We start from the raw sequence: 22273 nt of genomic DNA, 5'->3' as shown, positions 1-22273 counted from the left end.
CAGTGTACGTTGAGCGCGCCGACGGGTGACGATGGGGATGGCATCCTGGAGACGACGGAGACCTGGGTCTACACCTGTTCGGTGACAGCCGCTGCGGGATCGCACGACAACACCGCCAGCGCTTCAAGCGATGAAACTCCGACCCCTGTCACGGACGATGCCAATTACTATGGCAACGCAGCAAGCATTTTCGATCCTCCTTCCGCCATCAAGACCTTCAGTGAGGCGGGCCTGCCGCAATTAGAATTCCGCATGGTTTGGATCAATAGCAGCAATGTTGATGCCATCAATGTCCAAATCGTAGATGAGATCCCAGCCGGAACAACCTACGTAGTTAATAGTCTCACCTGTGTATCACCGAGCCCTGCCAACACATTTACAAGCCCTGTAAATGCCACGACCCCCTTGGAGACAACTCTTTCATCGTGCGCATTTGATCCAAATTTTGGCACCAACGGCAGGATCCAGTGGCAGGGTACGATTGGTGAGGATGATGGCAATCTAGATGAAACCTCCGCTGTCAACGAATTGGTGATCACCTTCCGCGTAACGGTTGATGATGCGGTGAATCAGGTTCAAAACACAGCTCTTTCAGCCACTGATTTGGCTAATGGTGGAAGCTTTACAGATGATTGGAATAATCAGCCATCTATTGTTCCGTCGAATGTAGTTGTCTGGAATCGAACCACAAACGGTGGCGGTGGTGGCGGTAATAGTGGAGGCGGTAATCGCGACAGTACTAATGATCCAGCTGTGAGCTTGCCTTACTTCTTACCTGTCACAGGATTTGCACCCGGAATCAATACTATCCTGCCTGAGCAACCCGCATCGAAGATGTACGCAGCTACGGATGTATGGATGGAGATTCCGAGCCTGGGTGTTTCACTGCCAATTGTTGGCGTGCCTTTGGTGGACGGAGATTGGAATGTCTCCTGGCTGGGCAATCAGGCTGGTTGGTTGGATGGAACCGCTTTCCCATCCTGGCAAGGAAACAGCGCGCTGACCGGGCATGTGACCCTCTCTAATGGCAAGCCCGGCCCGTTTGCAAAACTTGGTAACCTCAAATGGGGTGACAAGGTGATCATCCACGCGTATGGGTATGCATATGTGTATCAGGTTCGAGAGAACAAGACCATTGCTCCGAACAATACTTCGGTGTTGAAGCATGAAGAGGATTCCTGGCTGACATTGATCACGTGTAAGAACTACAATGAAGCCAAGGATACATATGCCAACCGTATCTCAGTCCGCGCTGTGTTGATCAGCGTAACAAAAGAACAGGCGAAAACCTCGTCAGGCCGAGCGCGATAACCTAACCTTAAAGTAAGAGACGGCACACACTTTGTGCCGTCTCTTTTTATTTACTTTCAATTTCCATGATTGAGAGGAAGACCTTTATGAGCTTTGGGTCAAAAAGCTGGCCTGATTTTTCTCGCAGGTAAGCTATCACTTCTGCGCGGGGTAATTTTTTTCGGTAGGGACGGTCACTGCTTAATGCATCCCAAACATCTATGATGGCAAAAAGCCTTGCGGCGAGAGGAATGTCTTCACCTTTTAAGCCTCGCGGATATCCGCTTCCATCCCAGCGTTCGTGATGATAAAAGGGGATTTCAAGTGCAGGATGAAGATAGGTGATGGGGGAGAGCATTTCATAAGCATACATGGGATGACGACGCATTTTTTCCCATTCCACTTCGTTGAGCGGACCTGGTTTCTGTAATATTTCATCCGGGATCGCCATTTTCCCCATATCATGTAACAAGGCGCCGCGCTTGATGTGTGAAAGTTCTTCATCGGTAAAGCCAAGTGTGGCGGCCACCCTTAATGTCAATTCGGTAACGCGTTGTGTGTGGCCTTCAGTTTCGCGGTCTCGAAGGTCGAGGGCGCGCACCCAGCCTTCTATTGTTCTTTCGTAGGCCTCCTGCAGGTGAGTATGCGCGTCTTGCAGGGCTTGCTCGGTTCTTTTTCGTTCAGTAATGTCACGGGAAGCCGTCTGCACCTCGAGAATGGAACCAGTTTTACGGTCAAGAATGGCGCGGGTGGATGATTCCAACCAGACGTAATGTCCATCTTTGTGCAAGGCTCGATGAGCAATCGTGTAGGTGGCGTCGGATGGATTTCCATTGAAAAGGTTTCTTACAATTTTGCGGTCATCTTTATGAATAAGTTCAAAACTATTTTTTCCAGTGAGCTCTTCAGGGGTATACCCTAGAAGGGCTTCACAGGCAGGTGAGACGTAAAGCAGATTTCCGTCGGTTGAAAGCCGCGAGATCATGTCGCTGGCGTTTTCGGCGAGCAAACGGAATTGCGCCTCACTTTCAAGCAGAGCCTTCTGCATTCGTGCGCGTTCGGCGCGAGCAGCCCATTGCTCGATGGCGCGTTCAGCGAGATGAGGCATATCGAGCATGGACTCGGGGGATTTGACCACATAGTCCAGCGCGCCTGATTTTAGCGCCTCCACAGCGATGCGTTCGTTTCCATAACTTGTCATGAGGATAATGGGCGTGGCCAGCGGGTCTTGATGATCGGGAAGCAGTTCCATGCTTTCGCCATCCGGCAGCCGCCAATCTGCAATGATGAGCGCAGGTTCTTCTGTCAGCATATGCGAACGCGCTTCGGTGAGGGATCTAACGCGGTAGATGCTAACCTGGGAACCCTGATCTTCGAAAGCGCGTTGAATTAGTTCTGCGTGGGGGTCTTCATCTTCAATTAACAGAATGTTGATCATGTCATGCGACATCTTTTCTTTCGGAGAATTTTATACGCGAGGATGTGTATTCCAGCCTAACCAATAGAAACCCAGGTCATTCATAAGCTTGCTGAATTCTTCGAAGCCCACAGGTTTTACAAGATAGCTATTGACATGGTTATCGTAAGCGCGAGCCACATCTCTTTCTGCCTCGGAGGTGGTCAGGATAATGACAGGGATATTTTTTAGCTCGTCCTCTTCTTTTATCATGCGCAGAACTTCGAGACCGTCCACTCGAGGCAGGCGCAGATCGAGCAGGATCATGTGTGGGCGGGGACTTGATTCGGGCTTTTCATACTCGCCTCGCCTGAGCAGATAATCCAGCGCTGACTGGCCATCTATAAAATGCAGTATCCTATTTGCAATACGGTGATCTTCCATGGTTCTGATCACGAGTTCGGCATGATCCACGTTATCTTCCACCAACATGACTAGGACAGGTTCACCCATCATTATGATTCTCCTTCCTTGAGCACTTTATTGTAAACGATTTGACCATATAACAAGTATGGCCTTTCACCATTCATTTTGAAGATAAACATAGAGCGCCAGCCTCAGGGTTCGCCTGTGAGAACGTGATATAATTTTACCATTCAGTAACATAGACCTCACTTGTTGACGAAGGAGAAATTATGGAAATCACAACTCAGGAATTCAAACATTGCGATTTATTTAAGGTAAAGGGCCGCGTAGATAGCGCCACCGCTCCCGAGTTTTCTAAAGTTCTTGAGAAAGCCAATAATGATGGTCGTTTTAAGCTCATCATTGATATGAGTGAGCTTGAATATATGTCCAGCGCGGGCTTCCGTGCATTGCTGGCCACCCAGAGGAATTGCAAACGTTATAACCGCGGTGAACTTGCGCTCGTAAGCGTTCCAGAACGGATCCGCGAGGCGCTTGAACTGGCAGGGTTTACGGAACTTTTTAAGACCTACAACGATCCTGTTGAAGCGGTAGGCAGTTTCTAACGGACGCCCTGGCGCGTTCTTGATTGGAATACACAAGGAATGCCGTCTCATCTAAACGATAGAGGCGGCATATTATTTCATTATTTATGCCAAATTTGACATTTCCCGCCAGGTTTGAATTCCTGGATGAGATCCGTGAATTTGTTGCACGGGTCGCCCGTGAGGGCGGCTTCACGGATAAAGTTATCTATTCCCTCCAGCTTGCCGCAGATGAAGCCGCCTCCAATATTATCGAACATGCCTATGCAGGCGTATCGGATGCATCTCTGCATGTTTCATGTGATATGCGCGGCGATAAACTTGTAATTACCATGCGTGATACCGGCAAGCCTTTTGACCCATCCAACGTCAAACAACCGAACTTAAAGGCAGACCTTTCAGAACGCCAGATCGGGGGACTTGGTGTGTACCTCATGCGAAAACTCATGGATGAAGTCCATTATGAATCAAACGCAAAGACAGGCAACCTGCTGACGATGATCAAGCGGAGGGGATGAACCGCATGAACGCCGCAACACGCGCAGAGCGCCCTGGATCATGGGATTGGCTCCAGATCGCCAGCCTTGGGGAACAACTGCGAAGCGAAAATTCTCTTAGCGCACAACGCAATCGAATCGTATCCATGACAGAACGCCTCATTGAAGGGATGGTGGATGTCTGGTTACAGGAGAAAATTTTCCGCCTGCCAGATTGGGAGGATGGTCACGTCTTTCCTCCTCAACCGACCCTGGATGGAATGAAACAAGCCATCAAAGCCGGCAAACTCTTCAGCCAAAATAAGAGGACAAAAAGCGCCGCTTCGCACGCGACCTTTGCCGCGATCCCGCTCGAAGATCAGGGGATTACCCTGGGAGTTCTTCAAATTACCCGCCCCAAAGGGCCTGGGTTTTCCACCGAAGAATTAGATCTGCTTCAAGGCCTGGCCCAGATCGTCTCCGTCAGTCTGTTTGCCTCGCATCGAGCCGAGGTCGAGCAGTTCCGCCTTAGGCAGCTTAATCTGGTACGCGAGGTGAGTACGCAGATCGCGAACGTGCTCAACTTGGATGAACTGGCCTCCCGTGTTACTGAACTGATCCAAAAAACCTTTAATTATTATTATGTTGCCATCTTTACTTTGGATTCAAATTCCAATGCCTTGCGATTCCGCTCCAGCGCTGTTGCGCCTCGTAAAGGCAGGAAGAAAGCTTCCATCGCGCTTGAAGTGGAAATTGGGCAGGGGCTGATCGGTGAGGCCGCCCAACATGGCAACCAGATCGTTTGCGACGATGTTCAATCAGACCCACGTTATCGCTTCATAGACAGCCTGCCCGAAACAAAATCAGAAGTTGTTATTCCATTAAAAATAGAAGACCGTGTGCTCGGCGTGCTGGATGTGCAAAGCAACCAGAAAAGCGCTTTTCACCCGAACGACCTGCTCATCCTCCATGCGCTTGCGGATAATGTTGCGCGCGCGGTGGAGAGCGCTCATTTATATAGTGATTTGCGCCGCCGCGCCGACCAGCTTACCTTGGTCTCCGAAGTTAGCAAGAGCGTTACATCCACTCTTGAGCTTTCACAATTAATGCGTGATGCTGCATCTTTGATCCATGAAAAATTTGGGTATCCTCATGTTTCATTGTTCACAGTGCATCCAAACCGCCGCTTGATCGTTTATGAAGCGGGCAGTGGGAAACGCAGCAAAAAATTGGAAGGCTTCTCCATTCCACTGGACGATGCGAGCGGCATCATGCCCTGGGTGGCGCGGAATGGGAAAACCGTGTTGGCGAATGATGTATCAAACGATGATCGTTATGTCCATTCACCTTTACCTCCCAGGAATACACAATCTGAGCTGTGCGTGCCTTTGATCTTTAATGAGAACGTGATCGGCTTGCTGGATATTCAATCTGATAAGTTGAATGCATTCACTAAAGATGACCAGATGATGTTTGAAGCTGTGGCGGATACCATGGCGGCGGCGATCCGTAATGCAGACCTTTACCGATCCGAGCAATGGCGCCGACAAGTATCCGATAGCTTGCGTGAAGTGGCGGGTTTGGTCTCTGATAATGTAGGTGTGGATGAGGTGCTGGAGACTATTCTCACTGAACTGGATCGCAACCTTCCGATCGATATTTCCGCGGTATGGCTGCTACAGGATGGTGAGCTTTGCCTGTCTGCGGCACACGGTGTGGATGCAAGCAAACTTGAAAATATCTGCATTGCCAACCCTGATGCAACTTACGCCATGGCAGAGGCTTTGATCTCCGATTTTCCCATCATTCGCCGCCCCGATGAACAAGTGTGGCCGAGTGGGTTGGCGGCAGGATATGAAGGCAATTACTCTTCTATTGCTGCCCCTTTGCGTGTAGGTGATCGCCCGCTAGGCGTGCTGACACTTGCACATCACACTGCTGGGCGTTACGGCCACGAAGCGCAAGCCATCACCACCACCTTTGCCAGTTATGCCGCTGTTGCCATCGAGAATGCGCGTCTATATGATTCTGCACAGGAGCAGGCGTATGCCTCGGCTGCATTGTTGCAAGTGGCGCAGGCTGTTGTAAGTTTGAATGACTTGGATGAAATACTGGCTTCCATCACACGTATTATGCCGATCCTGGTAGGTGTAAAACGTGTTGCTTTATATCGCTGGGATGCGGAGCGCACATGCTTTTCAGCTTCGCAGGAATATGGTTTCTCGGAAGAGGAAGAAGTGATCATGACGGAAAAGGAGTTTCACGCTGGCGTGTTCCCCTTCCTTGATGCTGCGCGTGAACAAAACCTTTTAATCACGCATTCACTAAAATCTAACGAGATGCCAAAGTCCTGGTTGATGATCAAGCCTGATGTCCAGAGCGAAGCGGATGTGATCAATGCCGATCGATTGTTGATGGCGATGCCTTTGTCGATCAAGAATGATCTGTTTGGAGTCATGTTGATCGAAGAGACCGAGAATGGACGCCGTTTCCGCTCGCGCCGTATCGAGATCATCAACGGGATTGCCCAACAGGCCGCGCTCGCGATTCAGAATGATCTACTTCAGCAGGAGATGGTAGTGCGCGAACGCCTCGAAACCGAAGTGCAATTGGCGCGCCAGATCCAACAAACGTTCATCCCGCAAAGTTTGCCTGAGTACCCAGGCTGGCAGTTGGCAGCTCGTTGGCGAACTGCGCGGCAGGTGGGTGGTGATTTTTACGATGTGATCGAACTGCCGAACAAGCGATTAGGTATTTTTATTGCTGATGTAGCGGATAAGGGTATGCCTGCTGCATTGTTCATGGCGCTCACACGCACGCTGGTACGTGCTGCTGTGATCGAAACAGATTCTCCCGCCGAGGCATTACGCCGCGTGAACGACCTGCTGTTGCCTGATACCAATCAGGGCATGTTCGTAACCGCTGTGTATGGCGTCCTGGATATGGAGCAGGGAAAATTCACTTATGTGAATGCGGGGCACAATCCGCCATTTTGGGTGAGTACAAATGGAAATATTGAAAAGCTCACCCGTACAGCAGTTGCCCTCGGCGTGATGGAACAACCGAACATGAAGGAACGCACGATCTCGCTTGTGCAGGGAGATACACTGTTCCTTTATACCGACGGTCTCACAGAAGCCTTTTCACTGGATGGGAATTTGTTTGGTGATAGCCGTTTGGCGGAATCGTTAAAATCCGCCAGGGCACAGACTGCTGACGAAGTGATCATTGCCGTTGAGAATAGTTTGAACGAATTTATCGAGTCTGTCCCGCTGGGAGATGACCTCACCATGCTTGCCATAAGAAGGGTGTGATACTCGAATGGCTGGTAACACCTTCGTGCGAAATTGAATCAAGTTTTATAATGCGCTTGCAGTATGGGGGAAGACGGTTATCTTATTCAACCAGGCGGGCATTTGGTCTCATGTTACTGACTCAAAAAACTGGTGATTGAAAATAATTTTTCTGAAGCGTATACTGATGTTACAAATAGGATCGGCCGTGTAAAAAGGAGAAGCCATGCACACCCATCATTCAATTTTTTGTATCCTTCCCCCACATATGCTTCAGGAGATCGTCCGTAATGGCTCCGCGACCCAGCGCGACGTTGCATTGCGGACATTGATTACCTCCGAACAATTGCGTGGTCAGCGGCGCATTATGAAGTCTATGGCTACCTTTATGGCCGCAGTCGCCCCGACGGGGGTTAAAGAGCGTGTTATCTACGATGCCAAAAACGGCTCTGAATTACCGGGCACACTGGCGCGGAGCGAGGGCGATCCCGCCTCCATGGACCCAGCTATTAACGAAGCCTATGATGGTTCGGGCGTCACCTATGATCTCTTCTACGATATCTATGGACGAAACTCAGTGGACAACAAAGGCTTGAAGCTAAGCTCCACAGTTCATTTTCAGAAAAGTTACGACAACGCCTTTTGGGATGGCAAGCAAATGGTCTATGGTGATGGTGATGAAGACCTGCCAGTGGCCGAGCGATTATTCAACCGCTTCACGATCTCCCTCGATATTATCGGGCACGAACTGACCCATGGTGTTACCCAGTTTGAAGCCAACCTTGCCTACTGGGACCAGGCCGGTGCGCTCAACGAATCCCTGTCTGATGTGTTCGGTTCGCTGGTTAAACAATATCAGCGAAAGCAAACCGCCGACCAGGCAGATTGGGTTATTGGCGAGGGCTTGTTTACATCCAATGTCAGCGGGGTCGGCATCCGCTCAATGAAAGCACCAGGCACAGCTTATGATGACCCCGTACTTGGCAAAGACCCTCAGCCCACGCATATGCAAAATTACGTCCGCACTGTTGAAGATAACGGTGGTGTACATATCAACTCGGGCATTCCTAATCACGCATTCTACATCACCGCGCTTGAGCTTGGGGGCAATGCCTGGGAAAAAGCGGGTCGTATTTGGTACAAGACGCTCAGCGATAAGCTTCAGGAACGCTCCACTTTTCAAGAGGCATGTAATCTAACTTTTGAAACTGCGGGCGAGCTTTTCGGCACGAACAGCCTCGAGCAGCAAGCCGTCAAAAAAGGATGGGATGCAGTCGGCATCACAGTCGGTGGTGATGCACCTCCTGGCTGCTTAAGCACCATAATGAACGCACTCGGCCTGACCAAAACACCGGCATAAAATGCGGATCACCTTTGAACGTTCTGGCGGCCTCATGGGATTAACATCCAGTTTGACCATCGACCTGGATGAACTGCCCCTCGATCAAGCCGAGACTTTGCGCCGGCTTCTGGACGAGGCGAATTTTCTTACGCTGGCAGAGAACCCACCCAGCACCCCGAAGCCAGATGAATTTCAATATACTTGTACCGTTACAACTGACACAATTCAGCACACTGTCCACGCCAGCGACTCAACCGCACCAGACGAATTACGTCCGCTACTTCAAGAACTTTCCCAAAGGGCACGTTCACAGCGCAAGCCAAAAACATAATAAGGAATCACATCATCTCACCCACTTTGTGCTATAATGCCGCCATCATGAAATTCAGATACAACTTCGCCAATAACGATAATAATAATGACAATGACGATCCATATATCGTTGGACGAAGCTTTGCTGGTTGACAGATAGTACAAGTCAAATCGAATCGCCCGACGCAAATGCGAAGGGCGATTTATTTTATCTAAATATCACCACCCGTCATTGCGAGGGCGTTAGCCCGAAGCAATCTCCACTACAATAAGGGGATTGCTTCGGGAAAAGCACCCTCCTCGCAATGGCGAGGAAAATTTTCGGAGGCGCATTATGTACAGAACTCATACTTGTGGAGAATTACGGGCCAGCCACGCGGGGCAAACCATTACCCTTTCTGGCTGGGTACACCGACGCCGCGACCATGGCGGACTTGCATTCTTTGATCTGCGTGACCGTACGGGGATCGTTCAAATCACCATCAACCCCGATTTACCCAAAGAAACATTGGATATGGTTGCCAATGTCCGTTTTGAGTGGGTGCTCCAGATCGAAGGGGTTGTGCAATTGCGCCCTGATGGCATGAAGAATCCCAAAATGGCAACTGGTGAAATTGAAATCATTGCCAAGGATGTGAAGGTTTTGAATCCCGCAAAGACTCTGCCTTTCATGGTCAGCACGAATGCGGACCTGCCCGATGAAAATATGCGTCTCAAATATCGCTATCTTGACCTGCGCCGCGAACGCTTAACTCAAAATATGGTTCTGCGTCACAAGGTCATCAAGTTCATGCGTGACTATCTCGATGAGCAAGGCTTCATCGAAATCGAAACACCGATCATGTTCAAAGCCACACCCGAAGGCGCACGCGACTACCTTGTCCCCTCTCGTCTATTTCCTGGACAGTTTTATGCTCTTCCGCAATCTCCTCAACAATTGAAGCAATTGCTCATGGTGGCTGGCATGGATAAGTATTTCCAGATTGCGCGCTGTTTCCGCGATGAAGACCTGCGCGGTGACCGTCAGCCTGAATTCACTCAACTCGACCTCGAAATGTCCTTTGTCCATCGTGACGATGTGTTGGCGCTGGTTGAAGATTTATTCACTAAATTGGTTCCCGCCGTTGCACCGCATAAGAAACTATTTTCGACACCCTGGCCCAAGTTTTCATACAAAGAAGTTCTGGAAAAATATGGGACAGACAAGCCCGACTTACGCTTCGGAATGGAATTGATCGAAGTCAATGATGTCTTTGCTAAAAGTGAATTTCGCGTCTTTCAATCCACGCTGGAAGCTGGCGGCGTGATTAAGTGTATTGTCGCCCCGAGATCAGCGGACATGTCCCGCAAGGAAGTGGATGCACTCACAGAAGTGGCGAAGTCGTTTGGAGCAAAGGGAATGCCCACGTTGGCGGTCACAGTTGAAGGCGTGAAAGGAAGCGCGGCAAAGTTTGTGACGGCAGAAGAAGTCGAAGCGTTGAAATCCAAAACGGGAGCAGGAGTCGGCGATCTGATCGTATTCGCAACCGATGAGCGCAAAGTTGCCAACAAGGTTTTGGGCGGACTCCGCTTGTGGTTCCGGGATAAATTAGATCTTGCCGACAAAGACATGATGGCTTTCGCATGGGTAGTAGATTTTCCATTCTTCGCATACAACGAAGAAAACAAAGCTTGGGAATCGGAACACCATCCATTCACCATGCCGAAGTTGGAAGACCTCGACAAGTTTGACACCGATCCTGGCGCAGTCGCATCGGATGCATACGACATGGTCTGCAATGGATATGAGACGGCGTCGGGTTCGATCCGCATTCATCGCCGCGATATTCAAATGAAGATGTTCCAGATGCTTGGGCTGAGCGATGAAGATATTCAAGCCAAATTCGGACACATGCTCGAAGCCTTTGAATACGGCGCTCCCCCGCACGGCGGCATGGCGCCTGGTATTGATAGATTGGTTATGCTCCTCGCGGACGAACCCAACATCCGCGAAGTGATCGCCTTCCCGAAGAATCAAGCGGGCCGTGATGTGATGGCTGATGCACCTTCTGCTGTTGAGCCGAAGCAGTTGAAAGAGTTGCATATTAAGTTTGAATAAAAAGAAAACCTCGGTGGTTGAGTAGCCCTGCATGTTCGTCGCAGGGCGTATCGAAACCACCAGTAAATAGTTTACTTTTAATTTTCTATTTGCCTTTCATTGTTGGTTTCGACTGCTTGCGTCTCAACCAACGGAGTTAACCTATGACAATCCACGTTTGTCTTGCTGGCGCTACTGGATGGGCTGGCTCAGCAGTAGCTCGCGCAATAGCTCAACTTGAAGATATGACTCTTGTGTCTGCGGTATCACGCACACATGCCACACGTACTCTGGGTGATGTACTTACAGAACCGCGTCTGACTTGTCCCATATATGCAACAGCGCAGGAAGCACTTACAGCGCATCCATGCGATGTGTTTTTCGAGTTCACAAAACCAAATGTGGCGAAATCAAATGTGCTGACCGCATTGCAACACGGAGCGCATGTGGTGATTGGAACATCAGGATTAACAGATGCCGATTTTGAAGAAATTGCGGCAGTCGCCGAGCAACATCAACGCGGCGTGCTGGCTGTTGGCAACTTTGCACTAACTGTTGTTTTATTACAAAAATTTGCTGAGATCGCCGCAAGGTTTATCCCCCAATGGGAGATCATTGATTACGCCCACGATGATAAGAAAGATGCACCCAGCGGAACCGTCCGTGAACTGGCTTATCGGCTATCCAAAATTAGACCTTCAGAATTGACTGTTCCTCTTGAACAAGTTCAAGGTGTTGCGGAAACGCGCGGCGCGCGAATGACAGGTTCACAAGTACATTCCGTCCGCCTACCTGGATATACCATCTCAGCTGAAATTATTTTCGGCATGCCCGACCAAAAACTTACCATTCGTCATGACTCTGGTAGTAGTGCCCAACCTTATGTGGATGGCTCACTTCTTGCGATTCGCAAAGTCAATACTTTTGTAGGTCTGCACCGCGGACTTGATAGCGTTCTTGATTTGGGTCGAGTACCATCGGTGGTTGAGTAGCCCTGAGCGTACTTGCGAAGGGCGTATCGAAACCACCAGTAAATAGTTTACTTTTGATTTTTCTGTTTGCCTTTCATTGTTGGTTTCGACACACCCCTCAAAGAACATTCGGGCCCTCAACCAACGGAGTATGGATAATATGACTCAAAAAATAGACACCGACATGGTCAAGCACGTAGCCCACCTCGTGCGGCTTGGAATTTCGGAAGAGGAAGCGCAAAAGTTCAGCGGACAATTCTCGTCCATCATTGACTACTTTAACATGCTCAACGAAGTGGATACGGAAAATATCCCGCCTGCATCGGACATCACCAACAATACAAATGTCCTGCGTGAAGACGTAGCCAAACCATCCATGAACCGCGAGGAGTTTCTGAAGAACGCCCCCCAATCCGAACGCGGATATATCAAAGTGCCAACCGTTTTGGGCGAAGAATAATGATCACCGCGGAGACGCAGAGAGCACAGAGTTTTAAAATGCTCTTCTCCGCGAACTCCGCGTCTCTGCGGTAAAAAAACCATGCAACTACACAACCTCACCATCCGCGAAGCGCACCAGTTACTGATTACCAAAAAGATCTCCAGCGTGGAACTCACGCAGGCGACTCTTCAACGCGCCCACGAAATTGACCCGAAGATCAAGTCTTACGTAACCATAACCGATGACGTTGCGCTCGAACAAGCAAAGCAAGCCGATGAGCGAATCGCCAAAGGCGAAAACATCACTCCGCTCACAGGCATTCCCTTCTCCGCGAAAGATTGCATCTCCACGCGAAACATTCGCACAACCTGCTCATCCAAAATTCTTGAAGACTATGTCCCGCAATACGACGCCACGGTCATCAACAAACTTGCAGATGCGGGCGCAGTATTAATGGGCAAGAACAACATGGATGAGTTTGGCATGGGTTCATCCTGTGAAAATTCCGCTTTCTTTAACACGCACAATCCGTGGGATCTCGAACGCGTCCCAGGTGGTTCAAGCGGGGGTTCCGCCGCCGCCATGTCCGCGAGCCTTTGTTCATTTTCATTGGGCGAAGACACAGGTGGATCGGTCCGCATGCCCGCGGGTTTTTGCAACGTCACAGGTATCAAGCCTACTTATGGCCGCGTCTCGCGTTATGGCTTGATCTCGCTCGTCTCTTCATTCGATTGCATCGGCCCCATGACTCGCGATGTCTATGATTGCGCAACTGTACTCGAAACCATTGCAGGTCACGATGAACGTGACAGCACGACTTTCAACTCGCCAGTTCCGCAATATCATCAAAGCATCAACAAATCAGTCAAAGGCATGACCATCGGTATTCCAAAAGAATATTTTGTGTCAGGCATGGAAGCAGGCGTAGAAAGTTCCATCCAGGAAGCCATCCGCACGTATGAAAAACTCGGCATGAAGATTCAAGAAGTCTCATTGCCCAACACCCAATACGCGCTCCCCGTTTATTATCTTTTGCTTTTCGCCGAAGCCAGTTCAAACCTTGCGCGCTTCGACGGCACGCGCTTTGGTCTCTCCGTTTCTAAAAACGCGAAAGATGTGATTGACATTTACTTGCAGACTCGTCACGAGGGATTCGGCGACGAAGTCAAGCGCAGGATCATGCTTGGGGCGTATGCTCTGTCAGCGGGATATTATGACGCGTATTATCTCAAAGCCCAAAAAGTGCGCACGCTTCTTCGTCGGGACTTTGAAACTGCTCTTGCGTCCTGTGACATTCTCCTCGCCCCGACATGTCCCACCACCGCCTTCAAACTTGGCGAGAAAACAAACGATCCGCTCGAAATGTATCTCTCCGATATTTATGTCGTCGCCACGAACCCGGCAGGCGTTCCAGCGTTAGCATTGCCATGTGGATTCTCAAATAATATGCCCGTCGGTATGCAGCTCGTTGGCAAGCACTTGGACGAGCAGACTCTATTTCAGGTCGGTCACGCGTATCAGCAGGAAACAGATTGGCATAAGCAATTGCCGCCGCTTTGACATGTCACCCTGAGCGACAGCGAAGGGTCTCTTACATTGTCGTAGAGATGCTTCGCTCCACTCAGCATGACAACACAGAAGGAAAGTAAGCAAATGACTTTAAATCGATTTCTTACCTGGGATGGCTGTATCAACGTCCGAGACCTTGGCGGATTGAATACATCTACTGGATACAAAACCCGCTGGGGCGCAGTGGTTCGCTCGGACCATCCTGCCAAACTTACTGCGGACGGCTGGTCAGCACTTTATGCACACGGCATCCGCACGATTATTTCATTACGCACGCATGGAATGATCGAAGATTTTCCCGACATAGCTCTGCGTCCATCCGACGTCGAAAGTATGATCGTAGAAATAGAGGATGTCACCGATATGGAGTTTGCCATGAAATGGGCAAGCTCAGACTTATGGAGCACGCCTCTTTATTACCGCGACGCACTTGAGCGCTGGCCCCAACGACATGCTTCAGCGTTCAAAGCGATTGCACAGGCTCAACCCGGCGGCGTCCTGTTTCATTGCAAACGCGGACATGACCGAACTGGAATTATCTCTTTGTTGTTGCTTGCGCTTGTTGGCGTTTCAGCGGATGAGATTGTTGCTGATTACGAATTAAGTGTTGACCCCGAACGCGAGGAGCTTCTTGCCGGTGAGCATACGACCACGCGTGAGACCCTTCTAGCCGCCCTCGCATCCCTTAATGTGGAGAATTACCTTCGTGAAGGCGGTTTGACTCAAGTCGACCTCAATGCCATCCGTGCAAGGTTCATTGAATCCGAGTAATACACCAACAAACAGATAACTGTTCCTCATTGGCAACTGCCCACTGATTGCTACTATTCGACTACGAGACTAACCAACTATGCAACTAAAATACGAACCTGTCATCGGACTTGAAATTCACGCTGAATTGCAGACCAACTCAAAGATGTTCTGCAGTTGTTCTGCCGATTATGGTTCCACGCCAGAGCCGAATACATTTATTTGTCCTGTTTGCACGGGGTTGCCTGGGGCTTTGCCTGTATTAAATAAAAAAGCCATTGAACAAGCCATATTGGTTGGTTTGTCATTGAATTGTTCTATCAACGAATTCAACACTTTTGCGCGCAAAAATTATTTTTATCCTGACCTGCCCAAAGGCTATCAGATCTCGCAATATGAACTCCCGATTGCATCCAAAGGCTACCTGGATATTTTAGACAACACAGAAAATCCACAACGAGTCACAATTCGGCGTGTCCATATCGAAGAAGATACTGCCAAGTTATCTCATGAAAAAAACTACGCGCTCGTAGACTTCAACCGCGCAGGCGTGCCGCTGCTCGAAATCGTCTCCGAGCCAGATATGCGTTCTGTGGAAGCTGCGCTTTCGTATGCAACCAAAGTCCGTGCCATCCTGCGTTATCTCGGAGTCAACTCTGGAGACATGGAAAAGGGTGTCCTGCGCTTCGAGGCGAATATCTCCGTCAGACCCAGCGGCAGCTCCGAGTTAAGAACAAGAACCGAGATCAAGAACCTCAACAGTTTCCGCGTGCTGACTCGCGCATCCGCATATGAGATCGAACGTCAAATTAAAGTCTATGAAAATGGTGGCGAAGTGGTGCAGGAAACATTGGGCTGGGACGAAGCGCGCGGCGTGACCGTTTCACAGCGCGGCAAGGAAGACGCACACGATTATCGCTACTTCCCCGAACCCGACCTGCCTCCGCTACAACTGGAGCGCACGTGGATCGAATCAATAAAGGCGCGACTCCCCGAATTGCCCGATGCAAAAACATTTCGCTTCATGGAACAATACGAATTGAAACGACAGGAAGCAATTCTGCTCACCTCCGAAAAATCGCTCGCGGATTATTTTGAAGCTGTCGTTTCCAAATCCAAGAGTCCTGCAAAAGCCATCCACTCATGGATCGCAGGCGAGTTGATGCGCTACATGAACGACTCAGGATTGGCTTTGGAAGATATTATTTTGCCTGCCGAACAATTCGCGCAACTCGTGGACATGGTCACAGATAAAACCATCAGCGGCAATTCAGGGAAGATCGTGCTCAACGAAATGCTCAAGAACGGCGGCGACCCGCAGGAGATCGTCAAGGCCAAAAATCTCGCGCAGGTTTCAGATACAGGCTTCATTCTGGAAGCCATCGAAAAAATACTGAGCGACAACCCAAAAGAAGTTGACCAATATCTCGCAGGCAAGGAGACTCTCTTCCAATGGTTCATGGGACAAGTAGCCCGCGCCACCAAAGGCAAGGCTGACCCAAACGTGGCGAAGGAATTGATGGTGAAGGCGTTGGAAGAACTGAAGAAGTAAAACCAAAGTGACGGTCATATTTGAGATGACTGTCACTTTTTTTCTATATGAACAACACTTCAAAAAAGGAGTGTTATGCAATCTAATTGAATTCCTTGAAGCCAAATTCAAAAGGAGATCCCATGCCGGCCCCCAAGAAACGTTTGATCACTGCTGAAGACTTGTACACCCTGCAACAACTATCGGATGTGCGCATTTCACCGGATGGCGGTCACGTTGTGTATCGACTGCAACGAGTAGACCGAAAGACCGAAAAGAAATATGGAAATCTATGGATCGTGCCGACTGGGGGCGGAGAACCGCGCCAGTTCACGTCTGGTGATCAATCTGACTCCTCGCCGCGTTGGTCACCGGATGGAAGCTCGATTGCGTTTCTATCCAACCGCGCCAATAAAGAAAAGCCAGCTCAGATCTTCATGATCCCATTCAATGGCGGCGAAGCGCACAAGCTGACCTCCATCGAAGGCGAGATCAACCTTGTCGATTGGTCTCCCGATGGGCGCAAACTCCTGTGCACAATCCGCAAGACAGATGCGGAAGCGTTGGAACGCGAGAAGGATGAAGAGAAGAAAAAACTCGGCGTCGTGGTGCGTCATTATGATCGGCTCTTCTACAAGCTCGATGGGTACGGCTATCTGCCGAAAGAACGCACCCATATCTGGCTGGTAGATGCGCGCACGGGCAAAAGCAAGCAGCTCACCGACAGCCCCATCTTCGATGAAGCCTTCCCCATCTTCTCGCCCGATGGCAAGTCTATTGCGTTTGTATCCAACCGCATGGACGATCCCGATGCCAACCCCGAACTTGATGACGTGTTTGTGATGTTTGCGGATGGCGGCGAACAGCGCAAACTCAAAACGCCATTAGGAATGAAGTCTATGCTCTCATTCTCCCCGGACGGCAAATGGCTCGCGTATTTGGGAACCGAAGGCGAGCATGAAGACTACAAAAACAACAGCCTGTGGGCCATGCCCATGGATGGTTCAAAACCTGCGAAGAACCTTTCAGAGAAATACGACCTGCACACAAATGCCGATGTCATCACCGATTTCGGCGCGACTGAGACCGTTCCGCCGGTGTGGTCGGCCGATGGCAAATATATCTACTTCCAGGCAGCAGTTCACGGGTCGACAGTATTGAAGCGTATCAGCGTCGACGGCAAAGAGCTGACCGAAGTCATCGGCGAAGGAGGGGCGCTTGGCACATTCTCGTTCGATAAAGCCCAGAAATACGTTGCCTACTTCCATGGTGAGATACACGACACGCCTCAGGTCCATTTGCGTGAGATGGGCAGCAACTCCATCCGCTACTTAACCCATATAAATCGTGATGTTTTCGCATCCATCAAATTGCCCAAAGTGGAGGAAGTCTGGTACAAGGGCGCGGATGGGACTGACCTGCAAGGCTGGATCATGTTTCCCCCCAACTTCGACGCGAACAAAAAGTATCCTTCCATTCTTGAGATCCATGGCGGGCCGTGGACGCAGTACGGCAAGTTTTTCATGCACGAGTTCAATTACTTTGCATCGAACGGCTACGTTGTGTACTTTACCAACCCGCGCGGCGGACGCGGTTATGGCGAGAAGCATTCGAAGGCGCATTTGGCGGCGCGGATTATGATGACCTGATGGCTTTTACAAATTTGGTGGCGAAGAGGCCATACATCGATACCAAACGCATGGGCGTGACAGGCGGTTCCTATGGCGGATTTATGACCCTGTGGATCGTCGGACACACCAATCGCTTCAAATCCGCCGTGGCACAGCGCAGTGTGTCCAACTGGGTCAGCATGTGGGGATCGAGCGATTTCAATTGGATATTCCAATTCTGGGCAAAATCAGGATCGCCACAAGAAAGTACAAACAGGCTGTGGGATATGTCGCCGGTCAAATATTTGGGCGAAGCCAAGACCTCAACCCTCATCATTCATAACGAGTACGACCACCGCTGCCCCATCGAACAGGGCGAGCAGGCTTTTGTCGCGCTCAAACGCGCCGGAGCCGAAACCGAATTCGTGCGCTTCCCCGAAGAACCCCATGGCCTTTCGCGCATTGGTCGCACCGACCGCCGCATTGCACGGCTCAATCACATTCTAAGGTGGATGGATAAGTACCTGAAATAGAAGACTTAAAGTACTTCCCGTGCCACGGAAGTCAAGGCGGACCTGAATGTAGCGAAGGCAGTTGTTGGTAAAGGCATTGGAAGAGCAAAGGAAACAATTAAAGTTAAGATGGTCTCCCACATTCACAGGAGACCATCTTAATCAGTGACATTATCCTCCGTGAATTGCTTTGAGCATATCCAGGATATTAAAATAGTTAACCAGGATGTGCATTGTTCCCAGCAAAGCTAAAATAACTACGACCCAAACTATAACTTTCACGATCTTCTTTTTTGTATCAACCTTTTGTTCCATTTTATTTCTCCTTTTTGATTTGAAAGGCCCTAAAGGTTTCCTTTGCCATTAAGCAATCGCTATGAGCAAGTCGTCCCTGCAAATTTTCTACTTGGTTTACGAGGAAAACCTTTAGGGTCTCTTAACTAAATATACGCCAGCGTCTCTCTCACCGTCAGACGCGACGCCTGTTGGGCAGGATAGGCACTTGCCGCAATCGAGCCAATGACAATGACCGATAGCCAAATGCCGAGACCCACAGGCGACATGATCAACGGCAACGGCGAGCGGAAAGACATCATCCCGATCAAATAGCCGATCCCCAATGAGAGCGGAATGGAGAGCGGCAAGGCAATCACCCAACTCATTAATCCGATGAAGACACCTTCACTGATGATATTTCTCAAAATGGTCTTCGACCTTGCGCCGATGGCACGCATGACGCCGAATTCACGTGTTCGTTCAATGACGCTTGTGCCCATGCTGGAGGTCAGCCCCAGTGCGCCGACCACCGCCATGACGGTTGAGATCAACATCAGGGCAACGATGAAGATGTACACGTGACCGCTGATGGCTTCGCCCAATAACGCCTCTGAAACCGTGACCTTGACGCTGACATTCCCCTCTGCTAATGCCTGCTCGACATTACGAGTGATGGATGCCATCGCCGCTTCGTCGCGGTCACGCATCGCAATGCGGACGGCATTCGTCAATTCGATAGGCTGACCTGTTACGTTCGCAAATGTCTGCGGCAGGACATAAGCCGTTGATGGGGAAAGAATTTGACGAATCACACCAACCAGGCGGAAGGTTTTGGGCTGTCCTTCGACCAGCAATTGGATTTCGTCGCCCATCTTTGCATTGGGGAATAGCGCCGCCGCATTTTGATTGAGCACAACGGCATTCGTGTCATCCCCTTCAAGCCAGCGACCATTCAACAATGGCGTTTCGATGAAATCACTTCCAAATGGAATGGAGCGAAGCGTAAAACTTCCATGACCGCCATCGGGATAGGTCCGCACGATTTCCAAAGCGTCGGGGCGATTCAACGCGGCGGGAGTCAGGCTCCATGATTCGCTTTTCTCCACGCCAGGGATGTTCGCAAGGATCGAGTCAATTTGCTCGGCAGGCATGGGTGAGTTGAATCGAACCTCCAAATCGTAGTGACGGTCTGCGGCGGCTTGGTCGAGATAGGCTTGCCACCCGCTGCGCACGTTGATACCTGTCATGAACATGGCACCTGCGGCGGACAAAAGACTCAACGTGAGGATCAACCGTCCACGGCGGCGGAAGGTGTTGCGCAGGGATAAGGTCAGGGTGTTGTCGAATGCCGATAGTTTTTTGAACCAACCGTCCCGTAAGTTTGAAGCGGATGTCGTCTCACGCGTGATTCCGTAATCGTTGAGAGTCTCCCGAACGGTGATGCGAGTCGTGCGAAGGATCGGATCCAATGCCACCAACGATGGAATCAGAATGCCCATCAATAGCAAGACAAGATAGACCCACGCGGGAATGGCGTCGCTATAAATTTCGAGATTGAGAAGCTGCGCGACAATGCCCGCAAAGCCGCGACCCGCCGCGATGCCCAACGGCACACCGATTAGCGATGCCGCAGCGCCCAGGACGACGATCAACATAAGATACAAACCTGTGATTTGCATCGAGCGCGCGCCGATGGCTTTCATGATTCCAATTTGTCGAATCTGTTGCGCGAGCAAAGCATTGATCATCGTTGCGGTGAGGATGGCGCTCAACAACAAAGCCATTACACTAAACACAAGCAGTAAGGTCAGCACGGAATTCATCTGACTCTGATGCGGATGCCTGCCCGGCGGCGGGATGCGAATTTCATGTACAACATAGCCCTGCCCCTTCAACCAGGCAGCCAACTCGCTCACCGTTGATTCAATGGTGGCAAGGTTATACGGTTCATTATTCACAACGACCTTCAGAATATTCAGCGTTTCATTTTCACCAAGCATCGTCAACATCGCGGGCGTGATGTATGCATATACCGTCTGCTCCTGCCAGGCGGGCGCAAGTGCGGGGTCATGCACCGTTCCCGAAATTTTTACCTGCTGTTTCGTACCGTTCGGTGTTTGGATCGTGAGCGAGTCGCCAATCTTCAAATCCAACATCGGCAAGACTTCACGTTCGACAAGGATCGTTTGCTCGGACGGAGGATACGCGCCCGCTTCGGGAGCGACCGCGCTGACATGCGACGTTTCAAAATCTGGGACGACAAACAATAACGTGGGCATCCATTCGTTTGGATTAACTTCCACGCGTCCCACCACCCATGAAGTTGCCTCGGCTTCCGATATGCCTTCTCTTTCGCTGACGGTTCTCACGAGCGCATCATCCACTCGATCCAATTCGATGAACGCAGAGGCGGGATTCGTGCCAAGATAATTAAGGCTCATCTCGCGGCTCAAAATGGTGTATGCGCTCAAGATCATGCCCACGCCGAAGATGCTGACGGCTATCGCGATCACCATCATCGCCATGCGACCACGTGCGGCTTGCAGGTCGCGCAATAGTTTTTTCCAACGCGGACTGTTCATTTTTCCCGTCCGTTCGCTATTGCGCCATCTACCAACATAATAGAACGCGTAAAGAAACGTGTGAGGTCGCGTTCGTGCGTGACCATCAACACAGTCTTGCCCTCCCTTGCGAGATTCGCAAACAACTGCATGACCGCATCTGACGTGGCTGAATCGAGATTGCCAGTCGGCTCGTCTGCCACGATCAATGGCGGATCATTCGCAAGCGCGCGGGCGATGGCGGCACGTTGTTGCTGTCCGCCTGAAAGATCGGCGGGGAGTTTATCTGCCTGTTCTGCAATGCCAACTTTCTCCAGCAGGGAGATCGCCCGCGCCCGCCGCTCGCCCACAGGGAATGTGTTGCAAAAATCCATCGGCAAAATGATGTTCTCCGCCACAGTCAACGTGGGCAACAATTGAAAGAACTGAAAGACGACGCCCACATTTCTGCCGCGCCATACCGCCAATTGTTCCTGATCCAGCGCATGGACAGCCGTGGACGCGACAAAGACTTCGCCCGAAGTAGGCGTGTCAATGCCTGTAATCATGTTGATGAGCGTAGACTTCCCGCTCCCCGACTTGCCAACCACCGCAACGAACTCGCCCGCGTCGGCTTGCATGTCCACAGCTTTCAACGCCAGGAACTTGCCTGCCGCAACATCATACGCCTTGGAGACGTTCCTCAACTCAATCAGGCGATTCTCCACGACAGGCTGAACCATCACCTGATTCTGACTTGCCAATCCTGTTTCCATTTTTTATTGCTCCTTTTCTTCTAAACAAATTTGATGTACACTGTATATGTTTCTGAACACTGTGTTCGGTTATACGAGAGCAGGAAATGAATGTCAACAA

The 22273-nt window shown here is 50.4% G+C and carries 19 protein-coding genes; 14 read left to right on the top strand and 5 right to left on the bottom strand.

The genetic code is table 11. The features are described from left to right. A partial coding sequence (locus tag AC14M5_RS07385; RefSeq protein ID WP_484029003.1) for a sortase occupies positions 1–1311 on the top strand: 1311 nt, incomplete at its 5' end. Between the two features lie 46 nt (positions 1312–1357). Here the strand turns inward: AC14M5_RS07385 and AC14M5_RS07380 are convergent. Then, on the bottom strand, positions 1358–2728 hold the full coding sequence (locus tag AC14M5_RS07380; RefSeq protein ID WP_484029002.1) for an HD domain-containing phosphohydrolase: 1371 nt from the start codon (positions 2726–2728) through the stop codon (positions 1358–1360). Positions 2729–2758: 30 nt separating this feature from the next. Continuing rightward, complete coding sequence (locus tag AC14M5_RS07375; protein ID WP_484029001.1) at positions 2759–3202, bottom strand: response regulator; 444 nt, start codon at positions 3200–3202, stop codon at positions 2759–2761. A gap of 179 nt (positions 3203–3381) precedes the next feature. Between AC14M5_RS07375 and AC14M5_RS07370 the strand changes: the two genes are divergently transcribed. The 13 genes from AC14M5_RS07370 to AC14M5_RS07310 all read left to right on the top strand — a co-directional run bounded on the left by AC14M5_RS07370 (position 3382) and on the right by AC14M5_RS07310 (position 18602). Then, positions 3382–3717, top strand: coding sequence for an STAS domain-containing protein (locus AC14M5_RS07370; RefSeq protein WP_484029000.1), 336 nt, complete (start codon positions 3382–3384; stop codon positions 3715–3717). Between the two features lie 86 nt (positions 3718–3803). Further along, on the top strand, positions 3804–4214 hold the full coding sequence (locus tag AC14M5_RS07365; RefSeq protein ID WP_484028999.1) for an ATP-binding protein: 411 nt from the start codon (positions 3804–3806) through the stop codon (positions 4212–4214). Between the two features lie 5 nt (positions 4215–4219). Then, positions 4220–7486, top strand: a complete 3267-nt coding sequence (locus AC14M5_RS07360) for a GAF domain-containing protein (RefSeq protein ID WP_484028997.1) — start codon at positions 4220–4222, stop codon at positions 7484–7486. Positions 7487–7691: 205 nt separating this feature from the next. After that, entirely contained in the window at positions 7692–8825 is a 1134-nt protein-coding gene (locus AC14M5_RS07355) for a M4 family metallopeptidase (protein WP_484028996.1), read from the top strand. 1 nt (position 8826) lies between these two features. Beyond that, positions 8827–9138 (top strand): protealysin inhibitor emfourin, encoded by a 312-nt coding sequence (locus AC14M5_RS07350; protein ID WP_484028995.1) that lies wholly within the window; start codon positions 8827–8829, stop codon positions 9136–9138. Between the two features lie 315 nt (positions 9139–9453). Next, positions 9454–11217 (top strand): aspartate--tRNA ligase, encoded by a 1764-nt coding sequence (aspS, locus tag AC14M5_RS07345; protein ID WP_484028994.1) that lies wholly within the window; start codon positions 9454–9456, stop codon positions 11215–11217. A 143-nt stretch (positions 11218–11360) separates the two neighbouring features. Continuing rightward, on the top strand, positions 11361–12188 hold the full coding sequence (gene dapB, locus AC14M5_RS07340) for a 4-hydroxy-tetrahydrodipicolinate reductase (RefSeq protein ID WP_484028993.1): 828 nt from the start codon (positions 11361–11363) through the stop codon (positions 12186–12188). 139 nt (positions 12189–12327) lie between these two features. Beyond that, positions 12328–12627, top strand: coding sequence for an Asp-tRNA(Asn)/Glu-tRNA(Gln) amidotransferase subunit GatC (gene gatC / locus AC14M5_RS07335; RefSeq protein WP_484028992.1), 300 nt, complete (start codon positions 12328–12330; stop codon positions 12625–12627). Positions 12628–12708: 81 nt separating this feature from the next. After that, positions 12709–14169, top strand: coding sequence for an Asp-tRNA(Asn)/Glu-tRNA(Gln) amidotransferase subunit GatA (gatA, locus tag AC14M5_RS07330; RefSeq protein WP_484028991.1), 1461 nt, complete (start codon positions 12709–12711; stop codon positions 14167–14169). 93 nt (positions 14170–14262) lie between these two features. Next, positions 14263–14949 (top strand): tyrosine-protein phosphatase, encoded by a 687-nt coding sequence (locus AC14M5_RS07325; RefSeq protein ID WP_484028990.1) that lies wholly within the window; start codon positions 14263–14265, stop codon positions 14947–14949. Between the two features lie 79 nt (positions 14950–15028). Further along, positions 15029–16480, top strand: coding sequence for an Asp-tRNA(Asn)/Glu-tRNA(Gln) amidotransferase subunit GatB (gene gatB, locus AC14M5_RS07320; protein ID WP_484028989.1), 1452 nt, complete (start codon positions 15029–15031; stop codon positions 16478–16480). A gap of 122 nt (positions 16481–16602) precedes the next feature. After that, complete coding sequence (locus AC14M5_RS07315) at positions 16603–18108, top strand: S9 family peptidase (protein ID WP_484028988.1); 1506 nt, start codon at positions 16603–16605, stop codon at positions 18106–18108. Continuing rightward, entirely contained in the window at positions 18006–18602 is a 597-nt protein-coding gene (locus AC14M5_RS07310; protein WP_484029004.1) for an alpha/beta hydrolase family protein, read from the top strand. The genes AC14M5_RS07315 and AC14M5_RS07310 overlap by 103 nt, the downstream gene beginning before the upstream one ends. Positions 18603–18752: 150 nt before the next feature. On the opposite strand, the gene AC14M5_RS07305 is transcribed toward AC14M5_RS07310, so the two are convergent. From AC14M5_RS07305 to AC14M5_RS07295, 3 genes are all read right to left on the bottom strand, one after another. Further along, the gene (locus tag AC14M5_RS07305) at positions 18753–18896 is read right to left on the bottom strand and encodes a hypothetical protein (RefSeq protein WP_484028987.1); all 144 of its coding nucleotides are present in this window, start codon (positions 18894–18896) and stop codon (positions 18753–18755) included. 125 nt (positions 18897–19021) lie between these two features. Then, positions 19022–21439: an FtsX-like permease family protein gene (locus AC14M5_RS07300; RefSeq protein ID WP_484028986.1), complete on the bottom strand. Its 2418-nt coding sequence runs from the start codon at positions 21437–21439 to the stop codon at positions 19022–19024. Beyond that, the gene (locus tag AC14M5_RS07295; RefSeq protein ID WP_484028985.1) at positions 21436–22173 is read right to left on the bottom strand and encodes an ABC transporter ATP-binding protein; all 738 of its coding nucleotides are present in this window, start codon (positions 22171–22173) and stop codon (positions 21436–21438) included. The genes AC14M5_RS07300 and AC14M5_RS07295 overlap by 4 nt, the downstream gene beginning before the upstream one ends. Positions 22174–22273 lie beyond the last annotated feature (100 nt).

This window comes from Candidatus Villigracilis sp. (genome assembly GCF_057083605.1).
This window is presented reverse-complemented; position numbering and strand designations above follow the sequence as displayed.